This window comes from Flavobacterium fluvii, assembly GCF_900129545.1.
Classification (GTDB): Bacteria; Bacteroidota; Bacteroidia; order Flavobacteriales; family Flavobacteriaceae; genus Flavobacterium; species Flavobacterium fluvii.
Genome location: NZ_FQWB01000014.1, coordinates 1 through 20,079, shown reverse-complemented (window position 1 = coordinate 20,079; position 20,079 = coordinate 1). Strand labels below are relative to the sequence as shown.

Here is a 20,079-nt window from a genome sequence, read left to right as displayed (position 1 = left end):
TATTCAACAAATATATATTTAAAAAAAATCTAAACACCAACTTTTGCAAAATAATTTTAACAGTATTATTCACTACAATCCATCGTTTAAAAAACGTGATTTGTCTAACTGAAATCTAAAATGAAGCGAATTGTGCAGAAAAAATTAGTTTGCCATTTTTTGTTTAGGCACTCTTTTCAATAAAATAACTCCCGTAACAAAAAAGACGCCTAAAAATACGATGGCAAATCTTGGACTTCCCGTAATCTGGTCAATGATGCCATAAACACACATTCCAATCACGATTCCTATTTTTTCGGAAACATCATAAAAACTAAAAAAGGAAGCCGTATCCTCGGTTTCAGGCAATAATTTGGAATAGGTTGAACGGGACAAGGACTGAATCCCTCCCATTACAAGTCCCGCCAATCCAGCCATGGCGTAAAAATGAATTGGCAAAGTAATAAAAAATGCCAAGGCACAAAAAACTACCCAAACACAGTTAATAAATATCAGGGTTGGAATATTTCCGAATTTTGCAGAAGCTCTTGAAGTGAATACCGCTCCCAAAACTGCCACCAATTGAATAACCAAAATACAAATAATCAATCCGGTCGTACTTTCTTCTTTGGATGACCAAGCAATTTCTTGCGCACCAAAATATGTCGCAATAATCATGACGGTTTGAACGGCCATACTGTAAACAAAAAAACTGCCCAAATATCTTTTCAAGGAAATATTATCTTCCAATAATGCCCAAACTTTCTTCAATTCTTTAAAACCATTAAAAATGACATCTTTGGTCACTTTTTGATCTGCATTGTTATTTCCTTTTGGTAAAAAATAATACGTGTACTGGCTAAAAAGAATCCACCAAACTCCCACCATTACAAAGGAATACCGCATGGCTTTCATCGCGGCTTCACCACTTGTTCCCGTAATTGCAAAAAGATCAGGTTTCATTATCATTGCCAAATTGACAATCAACAAGATTACACTTCCTATATACCCCAAGGAATATCCTTTGGCACTGATTTTATCCTGCTGTTCCGGAAAAGCAATATCCGGTAAATAGGAATTATAAAACACCAGACTTCCCCAAAAACCAATCAATCCAAAAAAGTAAAAGAATAGCCCAATATAAATATTTTCAAGACTGAACCAATACAACCCCATACAGGACAAAGCTCCCATATAGCAAAAGAATTTCATGAAAGATTTCTTGTTTCCCACATAATCGGCAATTCCAGAGAGCAATGGCGAGATGAACGCAACGAGCAAAAATGCGGCCGCAGTCACAAAACTTATCAAAGCCGAATTTTTTAAGGTCAACCCAAAAACATCAATATAATGACTTCTGTCGCTGAATAAAGATTCGAAAAAGATGGGAAAAACTGCCGATGAAATTACCAATGGATAAACAGAGTTCGCCCAATCATAAAATGCCCAAGCGTTTAGCAATTTAGAACTTCCTTTTTCTAGTTTTTTCATTTTTCATTTTTTATTGGCTCCAAATATAGTTAAAAAACTATAGTGCCAAAGTGTCTTTTACTTTCCTTTACATTAAAAAATTGTCAAGAATTTCATTTAAAAAACTCTTGACAATTTAATACTTTGACTGCTATAAATTAAGCTTCCAAAACATTCAACTTGCTGTTTTTACGACTGAAACCAAAGTAAATCAAAAGTCCGATTAGCAACCAAATCGTAAAATAAATCCAGTTCCAAACACTCAATTCCGCCATCATGTACAAACAACAAATCAAACCCAGTAATGGAATTAACGATAAATTCTGTTTGTAAGACCAAACGGCTAGTCCTGCCAAAACAAACAAGAAAATCCACATGGGTATTTTGTGTTTAAAAAGACTAAAACCACTCTCGTATTTGATGGAATCGCTCACTGGAAGACCGGCTACCACGGTGGCGTATTTTGCATCATCTTGTTCGTATTGGCTCAACAAAAGTTCCAAGTCCGGTTTTTCGGTGGTACTGTTTTTTACATCAAAAGCCTCCAAATAATCATATACTTGAGAAGTGTGACTTTTATCCAATGCAGTAACAATATCGGCGGGACTGTTAATTTGTGTTTCATTGGTAATGAAATCCATTGTTGCTTTTTGGTTGTAACCAAAGGCATAAACGAGTCCAACGGCAATCAAAACCGGCATAATGAATTTAGAATTTACATAAGGGGTTTTAAACTTTCCACGAGGAATATTGGGTTTGTTTTGCAATACCAAAACTCCGGCACAAACCAAGACAAAGGCAAACAAGGTGCCAATACTGCACAAATCGGTAACCATCGTCAAGTTCAAAAACAAGGCTGGAATCGCAACCACAAAACCGGTTACAATGGTGGCATAAGATGGTGTTTTAAATTTTGGATGCACTTTGGAAAAACGTTTGGGCAACAATCCGTCGCGGCTCATGCTCATCCAAATTCGAGGTTGTCCCATTTGAAAAACCAACAAAACACTCGCCATTGCCACAACGGCACTCACGGCTATAATTCCCGACATCCATTTAAGATTCAATTTATTGAATACAAAAGCCAGTGGATCACCTACATTCAATTCGCTATAACTCACCATTCCGGTCAAAACCAAGGCAATGGCGATATATAAAATAGTACAAATAATAATCGCCCACATCATTCCCCGAGGCAAATCACGTTGCGGATTTTTACATTCTTCGGCGGTGGTTGAAATGGCATCAAAACCAATATAAGCAAAGAAAACTGCGGAAACTCCTTTTAAAACACCCGAAACGCCATTAGGCGCAAATGGATCCCAATGGGTTGTATCAACATAAAAAATACCAACAGCTATAACCAAAAGAACGATGCACAATTTTACTACAACCATGATATTACTGGCGTTTCTCGATTCTTTCATCCCACGATACACCAAGGCCGTAATCAAGATAATAATCAACAATGCAGGCAAATCGGCAACAAAATGGAAAGAACCAATTACTGGCGAGGTTGTCCAAGCCGTGTAAGCAGTCTGTAAGCCAGCATCTAAATTTTCGAATGATTTTCCTCCTTGCATCAATGCCGTGGCTTCTTTAAAACCATTCGAAGCGGTTAAATAATCCATTTGAACCCATTGAGGCAAATAAATTCCCCCACTTTCCAGCAAGCCGGTAAAATAGTCACTCCACGAAATGGCCACGGTGATATTGCCAATGGCATATTCCATAATCAAGGCCCAACCAATAATCCAGGCAATTATTTCTCCAAATGCAACATAAGAATAAGTATAAGCACTTCCCGAAACCGGAACCATTGAAGCAAATTCGGCATAAGCAAAAGCGGCAAAACCACAAGCCAAAGCGGTAAACAAGAAAAGAAAAATAACCGCTGGGCCACCGTCGGCACTGGCTTTTCCAATGGTGCTAAAAATTCCCGCTCCTACAATCGCTGCAATGCCAAAAGCGGTCAAATCACGAGTGGTCAAATGTTTTCCCAAAGTATCGTGGCCATCGGTATTGTTTTTTTCAACCTGCTTTAAAATATCTTGAACCGTCTTTTTTCTAAATAATTGGGAAAATGCCATATTTCAAATTTTATTGTTGCTAAACAAATATACATGAATTGTGTCAAAAATATAAGCCTTCTTGTAGGAATCCTAAATCTAGGAAACAATTGCAATTTATTAAGTTTTTATTGATACTTTTATTTTAAGTTCTAAAAAGGAAAATATTCAACAAATTTCACAAGATTGAATTGTGAAATATTAATTTAACCCAAACCAAAATGACAAAAGAACGTTTAATTTCACTAGATGTATTCAGGGGATTTACAATAATGTTAATGACAATAGTCAACAATCCAGGAAGCTGGAGCCACATTTATCCACCATTGGAACATGCCGAATGGAATGGATGTACGCCTACTGATTTGGTCTTTCCGTTTTTTGTATTTATCATGGGAACCGCAATTCCATTTTCCATGCCAAACAAACAATTTGACTTCACTGTTTTTAACAAAATTGTGGTTCGCTCACTGCGAATTTTCTGCTTGGGATTATTTTTAAATTATTTCGACAAAATAGCCTTTTTGGGATTGGAAGGAATACCATTATTGATGGTTCGTTTGATAATTACTGGTATTGTTGGAGTTGCCCTTTTGGGAAATTTTAACCAAAAAATAAAAACATATCTGGTTTTTGGAGTCTTGGCAATACTATTTTTCTTGGCATACGGCCCAATGGAAAGTTATCAAGATGTTAGAATTCCCGGGGTTTTGCAACGTATTGGAATTGTCTATTTTTTTACGTCCCTTCTGTTCTTGAAAACAACCTTAAAAACCCAAATTGGGATTGCCTCATCGCTGTTATTATTCTATTGGTTTTTGATGGCCTGCATTCCTGTTCCAGGTTTTGGCGAGGCCAATTTGGAAAAAGGCACCAATCTGGCGGCCTGGTTGGACAACTTAGTTTTAAACGGTCATCTATGGAGTTCTTCCAAAACTTGGGATCCCGAAGGTATTTTAAGCACAATTCCCGCTATTGCAACCGGAATTCTTGGAATGGTAATTGGCCAAGTGTTGAATTTTCAAAGCACTAAAATAGAAATCACAAAAAAACTAAGTGTCATCGGCATTTCACTATTGGTACTTGGTTTAATTTGGAGCCTTGTTTTTCCAATAAACAAATCGCTTTGGACCAGTTCTTATGTTTTATATACTGCCGGTTTGGCAATATTGATTTTAACCCTATTGTATTATCTAATAGAGATTGCCAATTATAAAAAATGGACCCGGATTTTTTTGATTTGGGGAGTGAATCCCATGATTGTGTTCTTTTTGTCTGGAATACTTCCGGGGGCTTGGGGCATGATCGAAATTCAAAATCCCGAAGTTGTTGCAGAAAAAATAAATATAAGGGATTACTTTTATGATTTTTGCATTACTCCCGTATTTACAAACCCTTTAAATGCTTCATTGGCATTTGCCTTGTTGTATGTCGTTTTTTGGACGTTTATTTTATGGTTTTTTTATAAAAAGAAACTGTTTTTTAAAGTGTAATATTTCAAAAAAGTGTAAACAGTGTTGGCTCTAAAAAAGTCTTTCCATAGTTTGGCAAAGAAATTGCAGTTCTAAAAAAGTAGAATTTTATACGATAAACTTCACTAAAAAAACTACTTTTGATTTTTTAGATAATCAAGAATAATAATGAATAAATACAAGTCTTCTTTAATACTGGTTTCTCTTATTTTTCTTCCGTTTTGGATTGGAAATGCACAAGAAAAAATTATAAATCCCAAAAACGAATTCAGGGCAGTTTGGATAGCCACCGTAGCCAATATTGACTGGCCAAAAAGCAATATTGATCCTGTAGAAAAACAAAAAGCGGATTATCTCGAAATTTTGGATGTCTATAAAAAAATGAACTACAATGCCGTAATTGTACAAATTCGTAGTTCAGGCGAAGCCTTTTATCCTACTGAATTGGCGCCATGGTCCCGTTATTTGACTGGAAAAGAAGGAAAAGCGCCAAGCCCCTATTTCGACCCTTTGGAATGGATGATTAACGAAGCCCACGCCAGGGGCTTTGAGTTTCACGCTTGGTTAAATCCGTATCGCGCCACCATGGACACCAAAACCGAAACCTTGAGTCTTAACCACGATTTTAACAAGCATCGCAATTGGATGATAAAATATGGCGAATCCGGCAAGGAAAAGTATTATTACGATCCAGGTTTGCCCGAAGTTCAAAACCATTTGACCAATGTAGTGGAAGAAGTCGTTCAAAAGTATGATATTGATGCCATTCATTTTGATGATTATTTCTATCCGTATAAAGTACCGGGAGAAACATTCAATGATCGTGCTTCTTTTTCAAAATATGGCAACGGATTGAAGCTCGAAGATTGGCGACGAGCCAATGTGGACAGCTTGGTAAAACGGGTTTCCCATACCATAAAAGAATGTAAACCTTGGGTACAATTTGGCATCAGTCCGTTTGGCGTTTGGCGTAATAAATCGGTGGACCCAAAAGGTTCCGATACCGAATCCGGACAAACCAATTATGATGATTTATATGCCAATCCAATGACTTGGATGGAAAACAAATGGATTGATTACTTGGTTCCGCAGCTTTATTGGAGTATGGGACATCCTAAAGCTTCTTATTCCAAACTGTTGAAATGGTGGTCGGAAAATTCTAAAAATACCGCCATTTACATCGGTAACGGGACTTATAAAATTAATAACGACACCGATAAAAGATGGGACAATCCACTTGAAATCCCAAATCAAATCGATCTTACCCGAAGCTATAAAAACATTCAAGGAAATGCTTTTTTCAGTGCCAAATGGTTCGTGAACAAAAATCAAAAAGTCACTCAAATATTGATGGAAAACCAATACAGGTATCCAGCACTTCCCTATGCTGTTCCTCAGTTAAAACAGATTGTAATTGATAGTCCATTGTTAAACACATTCGAAAAAGACACTGTAAATTCAACTTTTACTTTCAAATATCCTTTGAACAGCAAGATCCGATACCTTATGGTTTATCGTGCCAAAAGAGCCGGCAGAATAGACACGAACGATCCGAGCCAAATCATTGACAAGATTACTTTGGGTGCCAATGGGGATTTGATTTCCGTCCATATTCCAACCAATAAAGAAAATGAACACAGTTCTTTTGCCTTTACCTACGTCGATTTTTATGGCAATGAAAGTACACCTACAATAGTAGATTAACCGAAAAAATAAATTAAAATGAAAACAGACAATAATCCTTGGTTTTGGATTCCATTATTAAATTTTGCATCGGGTTTTCCGTATGTCATCATTATTTCAGTTTCGGTATTGATGTACAAAAACCTCGGAATCAGCAACGAGGATATTGGAGTTTATACCAGTCTATTGTATTTGCCTTGGGTAATCAAACCCTTGTGGAGTCCCTTTATTGACTTGAACGGAACCAAACGAAACTGGTTCTTGAGTATGCAATTATTCATTTCAATCGCCTTTTTGATTGTTGGTTTTATCATTCCAACGAGCCACTTTTTTATGTTGAGTTTGGCTATTTTTTGGGTAGCTGCCTTTGCTTCCGCTTCGAATGATGTGGCGAGCGACGGATTTTATATGTTGGCATTGGAAAAAGAACAACAATCCTTCTTTTTAGGAATTCGAAGCACTTTTTACAGAGCTTCCATGTTAACCGGAAATGGGTTGATTATCCTTTTGGCGGGTTATCTCGAACATCAATATGGCGACAATCAAAAAGCGTGGTCTTACACGATGATTTTCGTTGGGTTGGTAATGACTTTTTTAACGGTTTACAATTATTTTGCTACGCCAAAAGCCGAATTACCAATTAAAGCAGGAGAAACAGAAGAGAAAAATTTTGCCATAGTTTTTGCCAGTTTTTTCAAAAAGAAACAAATCGGACTAATCCTGGCTTTTATTCTTTTATTTCGTTTAGGAGAATCACAGTTATTAAAGATGCTGACTCCTTTTTTAGTTGACAAAACCGATGTGGGTGGTCTAGGATTAGAAACCGAAGACGTAGGAATCATATATGGAACTTTCGGATTAATTGCCCTTACTATTGGCGGTATTTTAGGTGGAATTGCCATTTCTAAACACGGTTTGGGAAAATGGATGTTGCCCATGATTTTAACGATGCACTTGCCCATTATTGGTTTTGTATTGTTGGCCCATTTTCATCCAGCCTCGGTTTATTATGTTTATGCCGTGGTTATTTTGGAGCAATTTGGTTACGGATTTGGTTTTGCAGCCTTTATGATGTACTTGATTTACGTTGCCGAAGGAGAATCCAAAACGTCGCATTATGCCATCGCAACTGGTTTTATGGCTTTGGGAATGATGCTTCCCGGAATGTTGAGCGGTTACATTCAGCAATATTTAGGTTATGGTAACTTCTTTATTTGGGTACTTTTAGCCACTATTCCTGGTATTGTTTTATCTCGATTTTTAATATTTCCTGATGATTTTGGGAAGAAAACCGAAGAAAAAAAAATAGCACGCAGATGACGCTAATTTACTTCGTAAAAACACGGATAAAAACGGATTTTTTAAAAATTAAATAGAAAGCAAACTCAAATTACACAACAAATAAAAAGAATATCAAAAATCTGTATTTATCTGCGTTTTCGCGATAGCGAATCCGTTTTATCCGTGTACCAAAAAGCATAAAATTCTAAACAATGACATTAGAACAAAAAATAGGACAATTCTTTTTTCCGGCAGTTTTCATCAATGATACCGAAGAAAACATTCAGGAAACCGAACGTTTAATCAAAGAACACAACATTGGCGGATTGACCTTTTTTCATAGTAGAGCCAGTGCCGCAACCAACTATGAATCCAAGAAAAAAGTGGAATTCAACGACGATAGTTACGAACGTTTGAAAGAACTTGTTGTTCGATTCCAAAAATGTGCCACTACTCCACTTTTGATGAGTATTGATGCGGAATGGGGACTGGCAATGCGAGTGGAAAAAACACCTCAATACCCTTATGCCATCACACTTGGCGCTTTGCCGGACAGCTCTAAAGAATTGGTTTACGAAGTTGGAAAACAAATTGGACTGGATCTGAAATCGGCAGGGATTCATTATAATCTGGCGCCTTTGGCAGACATTAACAACAACCCTAATAATCCAGTAATTGGTTACCGTTCTTTTGGTCAAAACAAAGAAAAAGTGGCTCAATTTGCCTTGGAATATTTGCGTGGAATGAACGATGTTGGAGTTTTGGGTTGTCTGAAACATTTTCCGGGTCACGGAAATACAAGCATCGATTCGCATTTGGGATTGCCTGTTTTAGAAGAAACGCTGGAAGAATTACTGGAAAACGAATTGTATTCTTTCATCAAAGGAATAGAAAACGATGTCGATTCGATTATGATTGGACATTTGGCAGTTCCGGATTTAAATGACGGCAAAAACACATCCGCCACCTTGTCAAAACCAATTATTGAAGATCTTTTGAGAAAGCAATTGGGATATGATGGTTTGGTGATTTCGGATGCCTTGAATATGCACAGTGTTTCGAAATTATATGACACCAAAGGAAAACTGGAATGGGAAGCTTTCAACGCCGGAAACGATGTGTTGTGTTTTGCCGAAAACGTGGCCGAAGGCATTCAGGAAATCCTGAAAAATGCCAGTCCGGATCGTATTGAGGCAAGCTTCAACCGTCTATGGAAATGCAAACAAAAAGCGGGAATTATAGATGGAAATTTTGCTCCTGAAGGTAAATTGGATTTTGAAACTGCTGCTGCTTTAAACAAAAAAATAGCGGATAATTGCATTACCAAAATAAAAGATAATCTGAATAGTGTCAATCTTTATGAAGCCAAAAACGATTATAAATTAGCCAAAGTCAGCCTTTATAAAAATACGGATAATCTCTTTTTCAAAACCTTGTCTGCTCCGCTTCCTTCACCGGAATTTGCATTAGAAACCGCTGATGAAAATTCGATTACTGAAATGGAGAAAAACCTCGTTGATTTTGACTTTGTTTTAATCTCACTTTTTGTTCCAAAAGCAAAACCTTTGAATAATTTTGAAATGGAAAATTCCGTTTTGGAGTTCTTGGGAAAATTATTTTCATCCAAAAAATGTGTTTTGTACGTATTTGGAAATCCCTATTCTTTACAAGTCATTCCTAATTTAGATTCAACTTTGGGAATCATGCAAGTCTATCAGGACTTTCCTGAATTTCAAGAAAGTGCAGCCCAACAATTAATCGAAAACTCCAAATGCAAAGGCAGTTTACCAGTAATGGTAAGTGGTATCTAATCGACTCTGTATAACAAAATACTATCACCACATAAAAATTTATAATAAAATCTTATTGATAGAGCCATTTGTTTTAATTTATCTTTGCCATCAAATAAAAAACAATAACTTTTAAAAATAAATTTTATGTCATTAGTAGGAAAAAAATTCCCAAACATTACAGTAGACGCCATTTCAGAAATGGGAGATAATTTGAGAATCAACGTTCTTGAAGAAGCAGTAAACAACAATAAAAAAGTATTGCTTTTTTGGTATCCAAAAGATTTCACATTTGTTTGCCCAACGGAATTACACGCTTTTCAAGCTGCTTTGCCTGAATTCAATAAAAGAAATACCGTTATAATTGGTGCATCTTGCGATACTAACGAAGTGCATTTTGCTTGGTTAAACACTCCAAAAAACAATGGTGGAATCGAAGGTGTTACTTACCCACTTTTGGCTGACACTACCAGAAACTTGTCTGCTGCATTAGGAATTTTGGATGCTGAAGCTGGTGCTTATAACGAAGATGCCGATACTTATTTGGTAGAAGGTTCCAACGTAACTTACAGAGCTACTTATTTGATTGACGAAACTGGAAAAATTTTCCACGAAAGCGTAAACGATATGCCATTGGGTCGTAACGTAAACGAATATTTACGTTTGGTTGATGCTTACACTCACGTACAAACCAAAGGTGAAGTTTGTCCAGCCAACTGGGAAGAAGGAAAAGAAGCAATGACTGCTGACAGAATCAGTACTGCGGAATACTTAAGCGCAAACTAACTTTCAATAGCAATACCAATGGCAATTTCAATTTTCAATATTGATATTGCCATTGAATTTTGATATTGACATTAAATTTATAAGCCATGTTAATCGATTTAACCGAAGATACATTACAGGATTTAGTTGCTAGCAACGAAAAAGTTGTCGTTCAATATTCCGCCTCTTGGTGTGGAAACTGTCGCATCATGAAACCAAAATTCAAAAAACTGGCAACTGAAAATGAAGCTATTACTTTTGTTTTGGTAGATGCCGAGAATTCTCCAGAATCCAGAAAGCTGGCCAATGTAAGCAACTTGCCTACTTTTGCCACTTTCGTGAACGGAAAATTGGTAAACGAAAGCCAAACGAACAAACAAGAAGTTTTAATCGAATTGGTAAATGAAATAGTTTAACCGATTAAACAATAAAAGAATGAAACTACCCGTAATCAAACATTTATCTCAATTTATTGAAGAAAACGACCAGGATTATCTTATTGAAACTATCGAAGTTCTGGAAGCTTTGACCGAAGTTTCTTCATTGAAAGATGAAGAGTTGGACGTGATTGGCGAATTAATTTCGAATATGTACGGTGCGCTTGAAGTCCATAAAATGACCAAAGGCGGAATGGACAAGAAAGAAGCCCTGAATACTTTTATGAAAAGAGTCCTGGGTTCGATTGATAAATAACACTTTTTGTTTGAATAAATTAGGAAACGCCTTCAGAAATGAGGGCGTTTTTTTTATCAAATTTCTCAAATCGGAAATCAAAAAACCATAAATCGTAAATAAATTTTCATACTTTTGAACCTCATTAAAAAATAAACAAATTATGGCTTCAATAACATTAGGAGGAAATCCAATACACACTTCAGGCGAATTACCAAAAGTTGGTTCAAAACTAGCTGATTTTAAATTAGTAAAAAATGATCTTTCTACCGCTTCCCTGGCGGATTTTGCTGGATCAAGATTAGTCCTAAATATTTTCCCAAGCATTGATACTGGAACATGTGCCACTTCTGTTCGTAAATTTAACGAAAGCGCCAGTAAATTGGAGAACACAAAAGTATTGTGTATTTCAAGAGATTTGCCTTTTGCACAAAAACGTTTCTGTGGTGCCGAAGGATTGGAAAACGTGGTTAATTTATCTGATTTCCAAGAAGGAAGTTTTGGAAAAAACAATGGTTTGGAAATTGTTGACGGCGTTTTGGCTGGACTGCATTCAAGATCAATCATCGTGGCCGATGAAAATGGAACCGTTTTATATACGGAGCAAGTTCCTGAAATTGCCAACGAGCCCAACTATGAAGCTGCAATAGCAGTACTTTAATAGCCATTTGATGGAATTCCAAAAGGACAACTCTTTCATTAGCGGTCGATTAAAAAGCGTTTTATTTGCCGTGAAAGGTGCCGTAAAATTAATTACAACCGAGCACAGTATAATGGTGCAATTTTCGATTGGCATTTTAATGACAATCGCTGGTTTTTATTACAATATCACCACAACCGAATGGCTTTTTCAAACATTGGCAATTGGTTTTGTGATGAGTATTGAAGGCTTGAACACCGCAATTGAAAAAATAGCCGATTTTATTCATCCCAATTTCCACGAAAAAATTGGATTCATAAAAGACATTGCTGCTGGAGCAGTCTTGTTTGCAGCATTTACCGCAATCGCAATTGGATTAATTATATATGTACCAAAATTTTTATAGTAAATAGTTCAACCAAGAATGGCAAAAACAATAAAAACAACAACTCCAGACAAGAAAGTCGATTCAAAATCTGAGGCAAAAAAATCATGGGCAATATCAAAACAACACAAAATTGTTTTGGGTTGCCTTTTGGTATTATTTTCAACTGCCTTGTTACTTGCTTTTATTTCCTTTTACATTTATGGGCAGGAAGATCAAAGTGCCGTAAACCAATTGACGGATCGAAATGAAGTGGTTCAAAATTGGTTGGGAAAGTTTGGTGCTTACTTGGCTGATTTAATCATTTATCAAGGTTTTGGAATTGCCTCCTTCTTGTTTGTTCGATTGTTCTTCTTAACCGGATTGTTTTTGATTCTTGATATTTCTTTGCGAAAATTGAAAAACATTTGGTTTTGGGATTTATTCGTAATTATCATCCTGTCTATTTTGTTTGGTTTTTTTGCCACTTCCCTACCCGAACTGGGCGGAATCATTGGTTATGAATTGAATTTGTTTTCACAAGATTACATCGGAAAAACAGGAACTTTATTGGTACTGATTTTTGGGATCGTCATTTATTTAATCTTTAAAATCAAGGTGTCTCCCGAAAAAATAAAAACCTTTTTCGAAAATACCAAAAAAGAAATCAAAACCGATTTAAGTACTGCCGCCACTAGCAGTTCAGCAGCCAGTGCTTATAATTTGGAAGAATATGCCGTTAAAGAAACAAAAGACGAAAATGATGACGACCTTGATGGCATTCATTTAAAAACCTTGTCCGGTTCTCAATTTGAAATCAATAAAGAAGCGTTGAAACCCACTATCAGCAATTCTTCGGAAATTAGCCTAAAAACAACTCCGTCGGAAGTGGTAACGCCTCCTCCTTATATTGCTCCCACTCCAGAAATCATCCATACAAACGATGACCATTTTGTAATTGAAAAAGCAGCAGAAGAAGACATCATTGAAGAAAACTTGGCTTCAAGATTGGTGGCTGATTTTGGATTATTTGATCCAACTTTGGATTTATCCAATTACAAATACCCAACGATTGATTTATTGAAAGAATACTCTACCGGAGGAATTACCATCAATCAGGAAGAATTAGAAGAAAACAAGAACCGAATTGTGGAAACCCTCCGCAATTACAAAATAGAAATTGCACAAATAAAAGCCACCGTTGGTCCATCGGTAACCTTATATGAAATCGTGCCGGAAGCTGGAATCCGAATTTCAAAAATAAAGAGCTTGGAAGACGATATTGCCTTGTCACTTTCGGCATTGGGAATTCGTATCATTGCCCCAATTCCTGGTAAAGGAACTATCGGTATCGAGGTTCCCAACAAGAATCCCACGATGGTTTCCATGAAAAGTGTCATTGGTTCAGCCAAATTTCAGGAAGCCGAAATGGAATTGCCAATCGCTTTGGGAAAAACCATTTCGAACGAAACTTTCGTGGTCGATTTAGCAAAAATGCCCCACTTGCTGATGGCTGGAGCAACTGGACAAGGAAAATCAGTTGGATTGAATGCCGTGATTACTTCCTTGTTGTACAAAAAACACCCTGCCGAAATTAAATTTGTCATGGTCGATCCTAAAAAAGTTGAATTAACACTTTTCAACAAAATCGAAAGACATTATTTAGCTATGTTACCTGATTCTGATGATGCCATTATTACGGATAATGCCAAAGTTGTCAATACTTTGAATTCATTATGCGTAGAAATGGACAATCGCTATAATTTGCTAAAAGATGCGATGGTTCGAAATATCAAGGAATACAACGAAAAATTCAAGTCTCGAAAATTGAATCCGGAAAATGGACATCGATTTTTGCCTTATATCATATTGGTGGTCGATGAGTTTGCTGATTTAATTATGACAGCTGGAAAAGAAGTTGAAATGCCTATTGCAAGATTGGCACAATTAGCCAGAGCCATTGGAATCCACTTGATTATAGCCACACAAAGACCCTCTGTAAACGTAATTACCGGTTTAATCAAAGCCAATTTTCCTGCCAGAATTGCCTTTAGAGTATCATCAAAAATTGACTCCAGAACCATTCTTGACGGTCAAGGAGCCGATCAATTGATAGGTCGTGGAGATTTACTATACTCCAATGGAAATGATATGGTACGGGTACAATGCGCCTTTGTGGATACGCCAGAAGTGGAGAAAATTGTTGATTTTATTGGTGCACAAAAAGCGTATGCAACCGCTTATTTACTTCCAGAATTTATTGGCGAGGAAAGTGGCATTAATCTTGATATGGATATTTCCGAGAGAGATACTTTATTCAGGGAAGCAGCCGAAGTTATTGTGAATGCACAACAAGGTTCCGCTTCATTATTGCAACGAAAACTAAAATTAGGCTACAACAGGGCCGGTAGATTAATCGATCAACTCGAAGCTGCAGGAATTGTGGGCCCATTTGAAGGCAGTAAAGCACGAAGTGTAAACATTCCGGACATGAGTTCTCTTGATCAATTTTTCAACAATGAACAAAATTAATTAAAACAAAATGAAATCAACGATTAACGAACTCCGCAATAAAAACATAAAAAACGTGAGTATAAAGTATTTTCAAATTATTGCCCTGCTCTTTTTTAGCTTCTCTATTCAAGCACAAGACAAAAAGGCAAAAGACCTTTTAAACCAGGTGACGGCCATAGTGAAAAGCTACGACAATATCGTGATTGATTTTAAATACACCTTAAACAACAGCAAGGAAAACATCAATCAAAACAGCAAGGGAAATGTTACGATGAAAGGCAATCAATACGTCTTAAATTTTATGGGCGTGACCAAGATTTTTGACGGAAAGAAAAGCTACACCATTGTTCCCGAAGATGAAGAAGTTACCGTATCCACGGTTAACGAAAATGACGATAGCACCATAACTCCATCCAAGATGTTGACTTTTTTTAATTCTGGTTACAAATGTTCCATGGATATTTTGCAAGACGTAAAAGGCAGAAAAATTCAATACATAAAACTGGTTCCACTCAATGCCAAAGACCCAAGAAAAGAAATACTGTTGGGCATTGATGCGCAAACCAAACATATCTATAATTTGATTGAAACAGGCAAAAAAGGAACAAAAACAACTTTGACTGTAAATTCTTTTAAAACCAACCAACCTTTGTCAAAAAATCAATTTACCTTTGTAGCCAGTAAATATCCAAATTACTACATCAATAAATTAGATTAATTCCTAGGTGAAAATTCTCGACAAATATTTACTGAAAACCTTCTTGACTACATTTACCATGGTATTTGTAATCCTGTTTTTTATATTCATACTTCAATCCGTTTGGTTATTCATAGCGGAATTAGCGGGCAAGGATTTAGATTTGTTGATGGTTCTCAAATTCTTGTTATTTGCGATGCCTCGAATTGTACCTTTGGTATTGCCTTTATCCGTTTTATTGGCTTCGATAATGACTTTTGGAAATTTGGCCGAAAATTATGAATTTGCAGCCATGAAATCTGCTGGGATTTCACTTCAAAGAGCCATGAAAAGCTTGATTATCTTTATCTCGATATTGAGTATCGTAGCCTTTTTGTTTGCCAATAACGTCATTCCTTATGCCGAATTCAAGTTCATCAATTTCAGAAAAAACATTGCCCAATTAAAACCCGCCATGGCCATTGCCGAAGGGCAATTTAGCGATGTGGGTTTATTTAACATCAAGGTAAACAAAAAATCAGGGGAAAACGGAAACACCCTGACAGGCATTACCATTCACAAAAAATCTCCTCTTGGCGACGGAAACAAAACCGTCATCAAGGCCAAGACTGGCGAATTAATCAGCAGCGAGAAATCCAGTACACTGCACTTGGTATTGAATGATGGTAATTATTACGAAGATGTGGCTGCCCGAAAATACGAAGACATGAAAAAGTTTCCTTTTGCCAAAAGCACATTCAAAAAATACATCATCAACATTGACTTGTCAAAATTGAATGCCGTTGATGTTAATAACACCAACATCAGCAATACCAACACGATGCTCAACCTAAGTGAGCTTACCTACACTTTGGACTCCCTGCATAAAAATATGGATACCGATATTTCGTCTTTTTCGGAAAACATCAATCAACGTGTTGGAGTTCTGGGCAGGACCATGACAGCAACCGTGCCAAAAAACAAGACGCTTCCAAAGGACTTGTTGACAATATACAAAAATGACAAAAAGTTGGAAGTCCTAAATTTGGCCATAAGTAACGTTGAAAACAATATGTTTTCCATTGATGGAACCAATACCGAGCTAGAAAACAAACAAAAAAACATCAACGGTCACCTGTTGGCCTTTTATGACAAATTTGTAATTGCGTTTGCCTGTTTTCTGATGTTTTTTATTGGGGCTCCATTGGGTGCCATCATTCGAAAAGGCGGACTGGGATTACCTATTGTCTTTGCCGTTTTAATCTTTATATCTTTCCATTTTATCAATACTTTTGGCAAAAGAGTTGCGCAAGAAGACCAGCTTTCTCCTTTTTTGGGCGCATGGTTGTCCTCGCTTATTCTTTCCCCTTTGGCTATTTTATTGACCTATAGAGCCACGAACGATATTGGATTAATCAATATGGATGTCGTCTTGGCTCCTTTTCAAAAATTATTTCAAAAAGTATTTCCTCAACAAAAATAACACCTATTATGACTACAACAAAAATACAACTCGATACCATTGAAGAAGCCATTGAAGCCATTCGTCAAGGGGAAATAATAATTGTTGTGGATGATGCGGACAGAGAAAACGAAGGTGATTTCTTGGCCGCCGCCGAAAAAGCGACACCAGAAATGATCAATTTCATGGCCACTCATGGTCGTGGATTAATATGCGCTCCGTTGACGGAAAGTCGTTGCAAGGAATTGGGATTAAATTCCATGGTCAACAATAATACTGACCCAATGGAAACTGCTTTTACCGTTTCGGTAGATTTAAGAGGCAATGGCGTAACAACAGGAATTTCTGCATCGGACAGAGCGCTTACCGTCTTGTCTTTGGTAGATCCAAACACCAAACCCCACGATTTGGCCAGACCTGGTCACATATTCCCTTTAATAGCCAAACAAGGAGGCGTTTTAAGACGTACCGGACATACAGAAGCAGCAATAGATTTCGCTCGATTGGCAGGTTTTAAACCAGCCGGCGTGATTGTCGAAATCATGAACGAAGATGGTAGCATGGCAAGGTTGCCACAATTGGTTGAAGTGGCAAAGAAATTCAACTTGAAATTGGTTTCCATCGAAGATTTGGTTGCCTATAGAATGCAACACGACAGTTTGATTGTCAAGAAAGAAGATTTTGACATCAAGACCCGTTTTGGCACTTTTAGAATGAGAGCCTATTTGCAAACCACCAATAATAGCGTTCACATAGCCTTGACCAAAGGAACCTGGAATATTGGCGAAGCTGTATTGACAAGAATTAATGCCACCTTGATAAATAACGACATTTTGGGTACATTGACCAACGATGCCAACAAAAAATTATGCGATCTTTTCGAATTGATCAATGCCGAGGGAAAAGGTGCCGTGTTGTTTATCAATCAAGAATCACAGTCTGGAGACTTGTTGAATCGAATTGTCGAATTGAAAGCATTGCAGGCCAAAGGCGAATTCAAGGCACCGCAAATCAAGATGGACAACAGGGATTTTGGAATTGGCGCCCAAATATTGCACGATATCGACATTTCGAGAATTCGTTTATTGTCGAATACAGAGCAGACCAAACGCGTTGGAATGATTGGATACGGGCTGGAAATCGAAGAATACGTGGCGTATTAGATATATTTTTAGTGGTTTTTTAAAAATAAACTTCGACTAAAACAAAGCAAATGAAACAATTAAAAAAATACTCAAAAAATAAGAGGAATTTTTCCAACAATACATTTGCATAACCAAAAAAGGTTCTTATATTTGCACTCGCAATCACGAAATGATGGCAACATACTGGAGAAATGGCAGAGCGGTCGAATGCGGCAGTCTTGAAAACTGTTGACTGTAACAGGTCCGGGGGTTCGAATCCCTCTTTCTCCGCTGAATTAAAACCCTAACCCTTGTAAATAAAGGAGTTAGGGTTTTTTATTTTTACTTTTAGCCCACATTTAGCCCACATTCGTTATAAATACTATCAAAACTTATTTACAATAGAATATAATCCTTTTAGGTTGATTTTAGCTTCTAAATTCCATTCCTGATACATTGGAAGCATTTCACAAAAAACGTCGTTATAAGGCTTCGCATAGCCTTCTTTTATCATAATTTCGTTTAAAACTCTGCCATCATTTAGAATTAGATAACCAAGGCTTCTTTTGTATTTGTCTTGAAGATTATTTTTTTCTTGTACCAATGTACATTTATCACCGATTGAAATATTACTTTTTAAAAATTCAAATGACATATAGCCTAACTTAATTAAAAGTGCTGCCGGAAGATGGAGTTCTTTTTCATCCTTTTTAATTTTGTTACAATAATTCATTTCTGGTGCATCAATGCCATATAATCTTATTTCAAATTCTCTTTTTGTTAGATAATCCTCTGCAATAAGTCCGTCTCCATCTACGAATTTCTTCACTTTCAGAATAATATTTTTCGTCATAAGTTCATTAGCGTTAAAATGCTTCAAATTGCATTTAGTAAGTAATTGATTATTAATGTTTTGATATGTAAATTTAATAAATATTTTTAATTTAAAACATATAGAAATGGCAAGACAGAAAGGACATATAAAATATGTCGGGACGTTAGGAGAAGTTCGTCACTTCAAAATTAAAGGTAACGAAGGTTACTTTGCAGGTCTAAAAGGCGGACCAACTGCGGAACAAATAAAAACGGCTCCTGGTTTTATTCGTACTCGTGAGAATATGAGTGAGTTTACCGCTTGTGCCAATGCTGGTAAAGCTGTCAGAGTTGGTTTATCTGCATTAATGAAACAAATGTCAGACAGTCAACTTACTGGGCGACTTACTGCCATTATGAAAAAAATTAATATTGAAGATGGTTCAGAAGCTAGAGGTCAAAGAGCCGTTTTGGTTTCACAACAACCACAATATTTAAAAGGATTAGATTTCAATCGCAACATATCGTTTAATGGTGTTTTCAGAGCTCCATTTACATTAACTGCTACGGTTGACAGAAACGAGAGTACATTAAGTGTTCCGGAATTTAATCCTCTTAATTTTTTAAATATCCCATCTGGAGCAACACATTTCAGAATCATCAATGCTTTATCTGTTGTTTCAGACACCGTTTATAATCCTACTACTGGAGCATATGAACCTGCCGAGCCTGTTTTAAATGAAATGTCAAATATTGCATATTCGGATTACACGCCTGTTGATGCCGTAACCGCATTAATTGATGTTACTGCTACCTTACCTGATGCCCCAACAATAACAATCAATGTTGCTGTTTTGGGTAGTATTGGAATAGAGTTTTATCAAATGGTAGGTTCTAATTATTACTTATTCAATGCCGGTAATGCTTTAAAGATCCAAGAGATTTTCTAAAAAAAAAATCATCAGTTTGCAATACTGCAAAGTTTGCAATGTTGCAAATCAAGCCCTTTCGAAAGAGAGGGTTTTTTATTTTGCACTAATTTATCTATAATGTGGGCATATATAGGACTTACAGTGCATTTAAGTGCGGAATATGTATTGGTGAAATTTGATGAATGTTTTTTTTTTGGCTTTCCACTATTCGGCATAGTTTCGGATTTAAAATGATGCTGTCGCTACGCTCCTCACCATATCATTTTTAAAAGAAATAGTCATGATTAAAGAGCAATCACAAACCCGGATGAAAATGGAATGATGCGTAACTTTGTGTATAAATCTTAATGTTATGGAAGCTCAAATCTCATTT

General features: G+C 36.6%; 17 protein-coding genes and 1 tRNA gene. 15 read left to right on the top strand and 3 right to left on the bottom strand.

Annotated elements, in window-relative coordinates; translation table 11 throughout:
• Nucleotides 1-144 precede the first annotated feature (144 nt).
• Together BUC16_RS17110 and BUC16_RS17105 are read right to left on the bottom strand one after the other, a co-directional pair.
• The gene (locus tag BUC16_RS17110; protein ID WP_073372040.1) at nt 145-1,470 is read right to left on the bottom strand and encodes an MFS transporter; all 1,326 of its coding nucleotides are present in this window, start codon (nt 1,468-1,470) and stop codon (nt 145-147) included.
• A gap of 137 nt (nt 1,471-1,607) precedes the next feature.
• The gene (locus tag BUC16_RS17105; RefSeq protein WP_073372039.1) at nt 1,608-3,539 is read right to left on the bottom strand and encodes an amino acid permease; all 1,932 of its coding nucleotides are present in this window, start codon (nt 3,537-3,539) and stop codon (nt 1,608-1,610) included.
• A 200-nt stretch (nt 3,540-3,739) separates the two neighbouring features.
• Between BUC16_RS17105 and BUC16_RS17100 the strand changes: the two genes are divergently transcribed.
• From BUC16_RS17100 to BUC16_RS17035, 14 genes are all read left to right on the top strand, one after another.
• Entirely contained in the window at nt 3,740-5,011 is a 1,272-nt protein-coding gene (locus tag BUC16_RS17100; RefSeq protein ID WP_073372038.1) for an acyltransferase family protein, read from the top strand.
• Nucleotides 5,012-5,158: 147 nt separating this feature from the next.
• Nucleotides 5,159-6,694: a glycoside hydrolase family 10-like protein gene (locus BUC16_RS17095; RefSeq protein ID WP_073372037.1), complete on the top strand. Its 1,536-nt coding sequence runs from the start codon at nt 5,159-5,161 to the stop codon at nt 6,692-6,694.
• 18 nt (nt 6,695-6,712) lie between these two features.
• Nucleotides 6,713-7,993, top strand: coding sequence for an MFS transporter (locus tag BUC16_RS17090; RefSeq protein ID WP_073372036.1), 1,281 nt, complete (start codon nt 6,713-6,715; stop codon nt 7,991-7,993).
• 173 nt (nt 7,994-8,166) lie between these two features.
• Complete coding sequence (locus BUC16_RS17085) at nt 8,167-9,765, top strand: glycoside hydrolase family 3 protein (RefSeq protein WP_073372035.1); 1,599 nt, start codon at nt 8,167-8,169, stop codon at nt 9,763-9,765.
• Nucleotides 9,766-9,891: 126 nt separating this feature from the next.
• The gene (locus BUC16_RS17080) at nt 9,892-10,530 is read left to right on the top strand and encodes a peroxiredoxin (protein ID WP_073372034.1); all 639 of its coding nucleotides are present in this window, start codon (nt 9,892-9,894) and stop codon (nt 10,528-10,530) included.
• Nucleotides 10,531-10,616: 86 nt separating this feature from the next.
• Nucleotides 10,617-10,925, top strand: coding sequence for a thioredoxin family protein (locus tag BUC16_RS17075; protein ID WP_073372033.1), 309 nt, complete (start codon nt 10,617-10,619; stop codon nt 10,923-10,925).
• Between the two features lie 19 nt (nt 10,926-10,944).
• On the top strand, nt 10,945-11,202 hold the full coding sequence (locus BUC16_RS17070; protein ID WP_073372032.1) for a DUF6952 family protein: 258 nt from the start codon (nt 10,945-10,947) through the stop codon (nt 11,200-11,202).
• Nucleotides 11,203-11,344: 142 nt separating this feature from the next.
• Nucleotides 11,345-11,842, top strand: a complete 498-nt coding sequence (tpx, locus tag BUC16_RS17065; protein ID WP_073372031.1) for a thiol peroxidase — start codon at nt 11,345-11,347, stop codon at nt 11,840-11,842.
• 10 nt (nt 11,843-11,852) lie between these two features.
• On the top strand, nt 11,853-12,227 hold the full coding sequence (locus tag BUC16_RS17060; protein WP_073372030.1) for a diacylglycerol kinase family protein: 375 nt from the start codon (nt 11,853-11,855) through the stop codon (nt 12,225-12,227).
• A gap of 18 nt (nt 12,228-12,245) precedes the next feature.
• Nucleotides 12,246-14,717, top strand: coding sequence for a DNA translocase FtsK (locus BUC16_RS17055; RefSeq protein ID WP_073372029.1), 2,472 nt, complete (start codon nt 12,246-12,248; stop codon nt 14,715-14,717).
• A gap of 10 nt (nt 14,718-14,727) precedes the next feature.
• On the top strand, nt 14,728-15,417 hold the full coding sequence (lolA1, locus tag BUC16_RS17050) for an outer membrane lipoprotein periplasmic chaperone LolA1 (RefSeq protein WP_073372028.1): 690 nt from the start codon (nt 14,728-14,730) through the stop codon (nt 15,415-15,417).
• 7 nt (nt 15,418-15,424) lie between these two features.
• Entirely contained in the window at nt 15,425-16,858 is a 1,434-nt protein-coding gene (locus tag BUC16_RS17045; protein WP_073372027.1) for an LptF/LptG family permease, read from the top strand.
• Between the two features lie 8 nt (nt 16,859-16,866).
• Nucleotides 16,867-18,000 (top strand): 3,4-dihydroxy-2-butanone-4-phosphate synthase, encoded by a 1,134-nt coding sequence (ribB, locus tag BUC16_RS17040; RefSeq protein WP_073372026.1) that lies wholly within the window; start codon nt 16,867-16,869, stop codon nt 17,998-18,000.
• A 167-nt stretch (nt 18,001-18,167) separates the two neighbouring features.
• Nucleotides 18,168-18,252, top strand: a tRNA-Ser gene (locus BUC16_RS17035).
• Between the two features lie 94 nt (nt 18,253-18,346).
• Here the strand turns inward: BUC16_RS17035 and BUC16_RS17030 are convergent.
• A complete protein-coding gene (locus BUC16_RS17030) occupies nt 18,347-18,814 on the bottom strand; it encodes a thermonuclease family protein (RefSeq protein WP_073372025.1) in 468 nt (155 codons plus the stop codon).
• Nucleotides 18,815-18,920: 106 nt separating this feature from the next.
• Between BUC16_RS17030 and BUC16_RS17025 the strand changes: the two genes are divergently transcribed.
• Nucleotides 18,921-19,724 carry a hypothetical protein gene (locus BUC16_RS17025; protein ID WP_073372024.1) on the top strand — a complete coding sequence of 268 codons (804 nt, stop codon included), beginning with the start codon at nt 18,921-18,923 and terminating at the stop codon, nt 19,722-19,724.
• Nucleotides 19,725-20,079: the final 355 nt, after the last annotated feature.

Excerpts from the sequence above, each read along its gene's own strand:
- BUC16_RS17110 (WP_073372040.1), bottom strand. The coding sequence starts at position 1,470 with ATGAAAAAACTAGAAAAAGGAAGTTCTAAATTGCTAAACGCTTGGGCA.
- BUC16_RS17105 (WP_073372039.1), bottom strand. The coding sequence starts at position 3,539 with ATGGCATTTTCCCAATTATTTAGAAAAAAGACGGTTCAAGATATTTTA.
- BUC16_RS17100 (WP_073372038.1), top strand. The coding sequence starts at position 3,740 with ATGACAAAAGAACGTTTAATTTCACTAGATGTATTCAGGGGATTTACA.
- BUC16_RS17095 (WP_073372037.1), top strand. The coding sequence starts at position 5,159 with ATGAATAAATACAAGTCTTCTTTAATACTGGTTTCTCTTATTTTTCTT.
- BUC16_RS17090 (WP_073372036.1), top strand. The coding sequence starts at position 6,713 with ATGAAAACAGACAATAATCCTTGGTTTTGGATTCCATTATTAAATTTT.
- BUC16_RS17085 (WP_073372035.1), top strand. The coding sequence starts at position 8,167 with ATGACATTAGAACAAAAAATAGGACAATTCTTTTTTCCGGCAGTTTTC.
- BUC16_RS17080 (WP_073372034.1), top strand. The coding sequence starts at position 9,892 with ATGTCATTAGTAGGAAAAAAATTCCCAAACATTACAGTAGACGCCATT.
- BUC16_RS17075 (WP_073372033.1), top strand. The coding sequence starts at position 10,617 with ATGTTAATCGATTTAACCGAAGATACATTACAGGATTTAGTTGCTAGC.
- BUC16_RS17070 (WP_073372032.1), top strand. The coding sequence starts at position 10,945 with ATGAAACTACCCGTAATCAAACATTTATCTCAATTTATTGAAGAAAAC.
- tpx (WP_073372031.1), top strand. The coding sequence starts at position 11,345 with ATGGCTTCAATAACATTAGGAGGAAATCCAATACACACTTCAGGCGAA.
- BUC16_RS17060 (WP_073372030.1), top strand. The coding sequence starts at position 11,853 with ATGGAATTCCAAAAGGACAACTCTTTCATTAGCGGTCGATTAAAAAGC.
- BUC16_RS17055 (WP_073372029.1), top strand. The coding sequence starts at position 12,246 with ATGGCAAAAACAATAAAAACAACAACTCCAGACAAGAAAGTCGATTCA.
- lolA1 (WP_073372028.1), top strand. The coding sequence starts at position 14,728 with ATGAAATCAACGATTAACGAACTCCGCAATAAAAACATAAAAAACGTG.
- ribB (WP_073372026.1), top strand. The coding sequence starts at position 16,867 with ATGACTACAACAAAAATACAACTCGATACCATTGAAGAAGCCATTGAA.
- BUC16_RS17030 (WP_073372025.1), bottom strand. The coding sequence starts at position 18,814 with ATGACGAAAAATATTATTCTGAAAGTGAAGAAATTCGTAGATGGAGAC.
- BUC16_RS17025 (WP_073372024.1), top strand. The coding sequence starts at position 18,921 with ATGGCAAGACAGAAAGGACATATAAAATATGTCGGGACGTTAGGAGAA.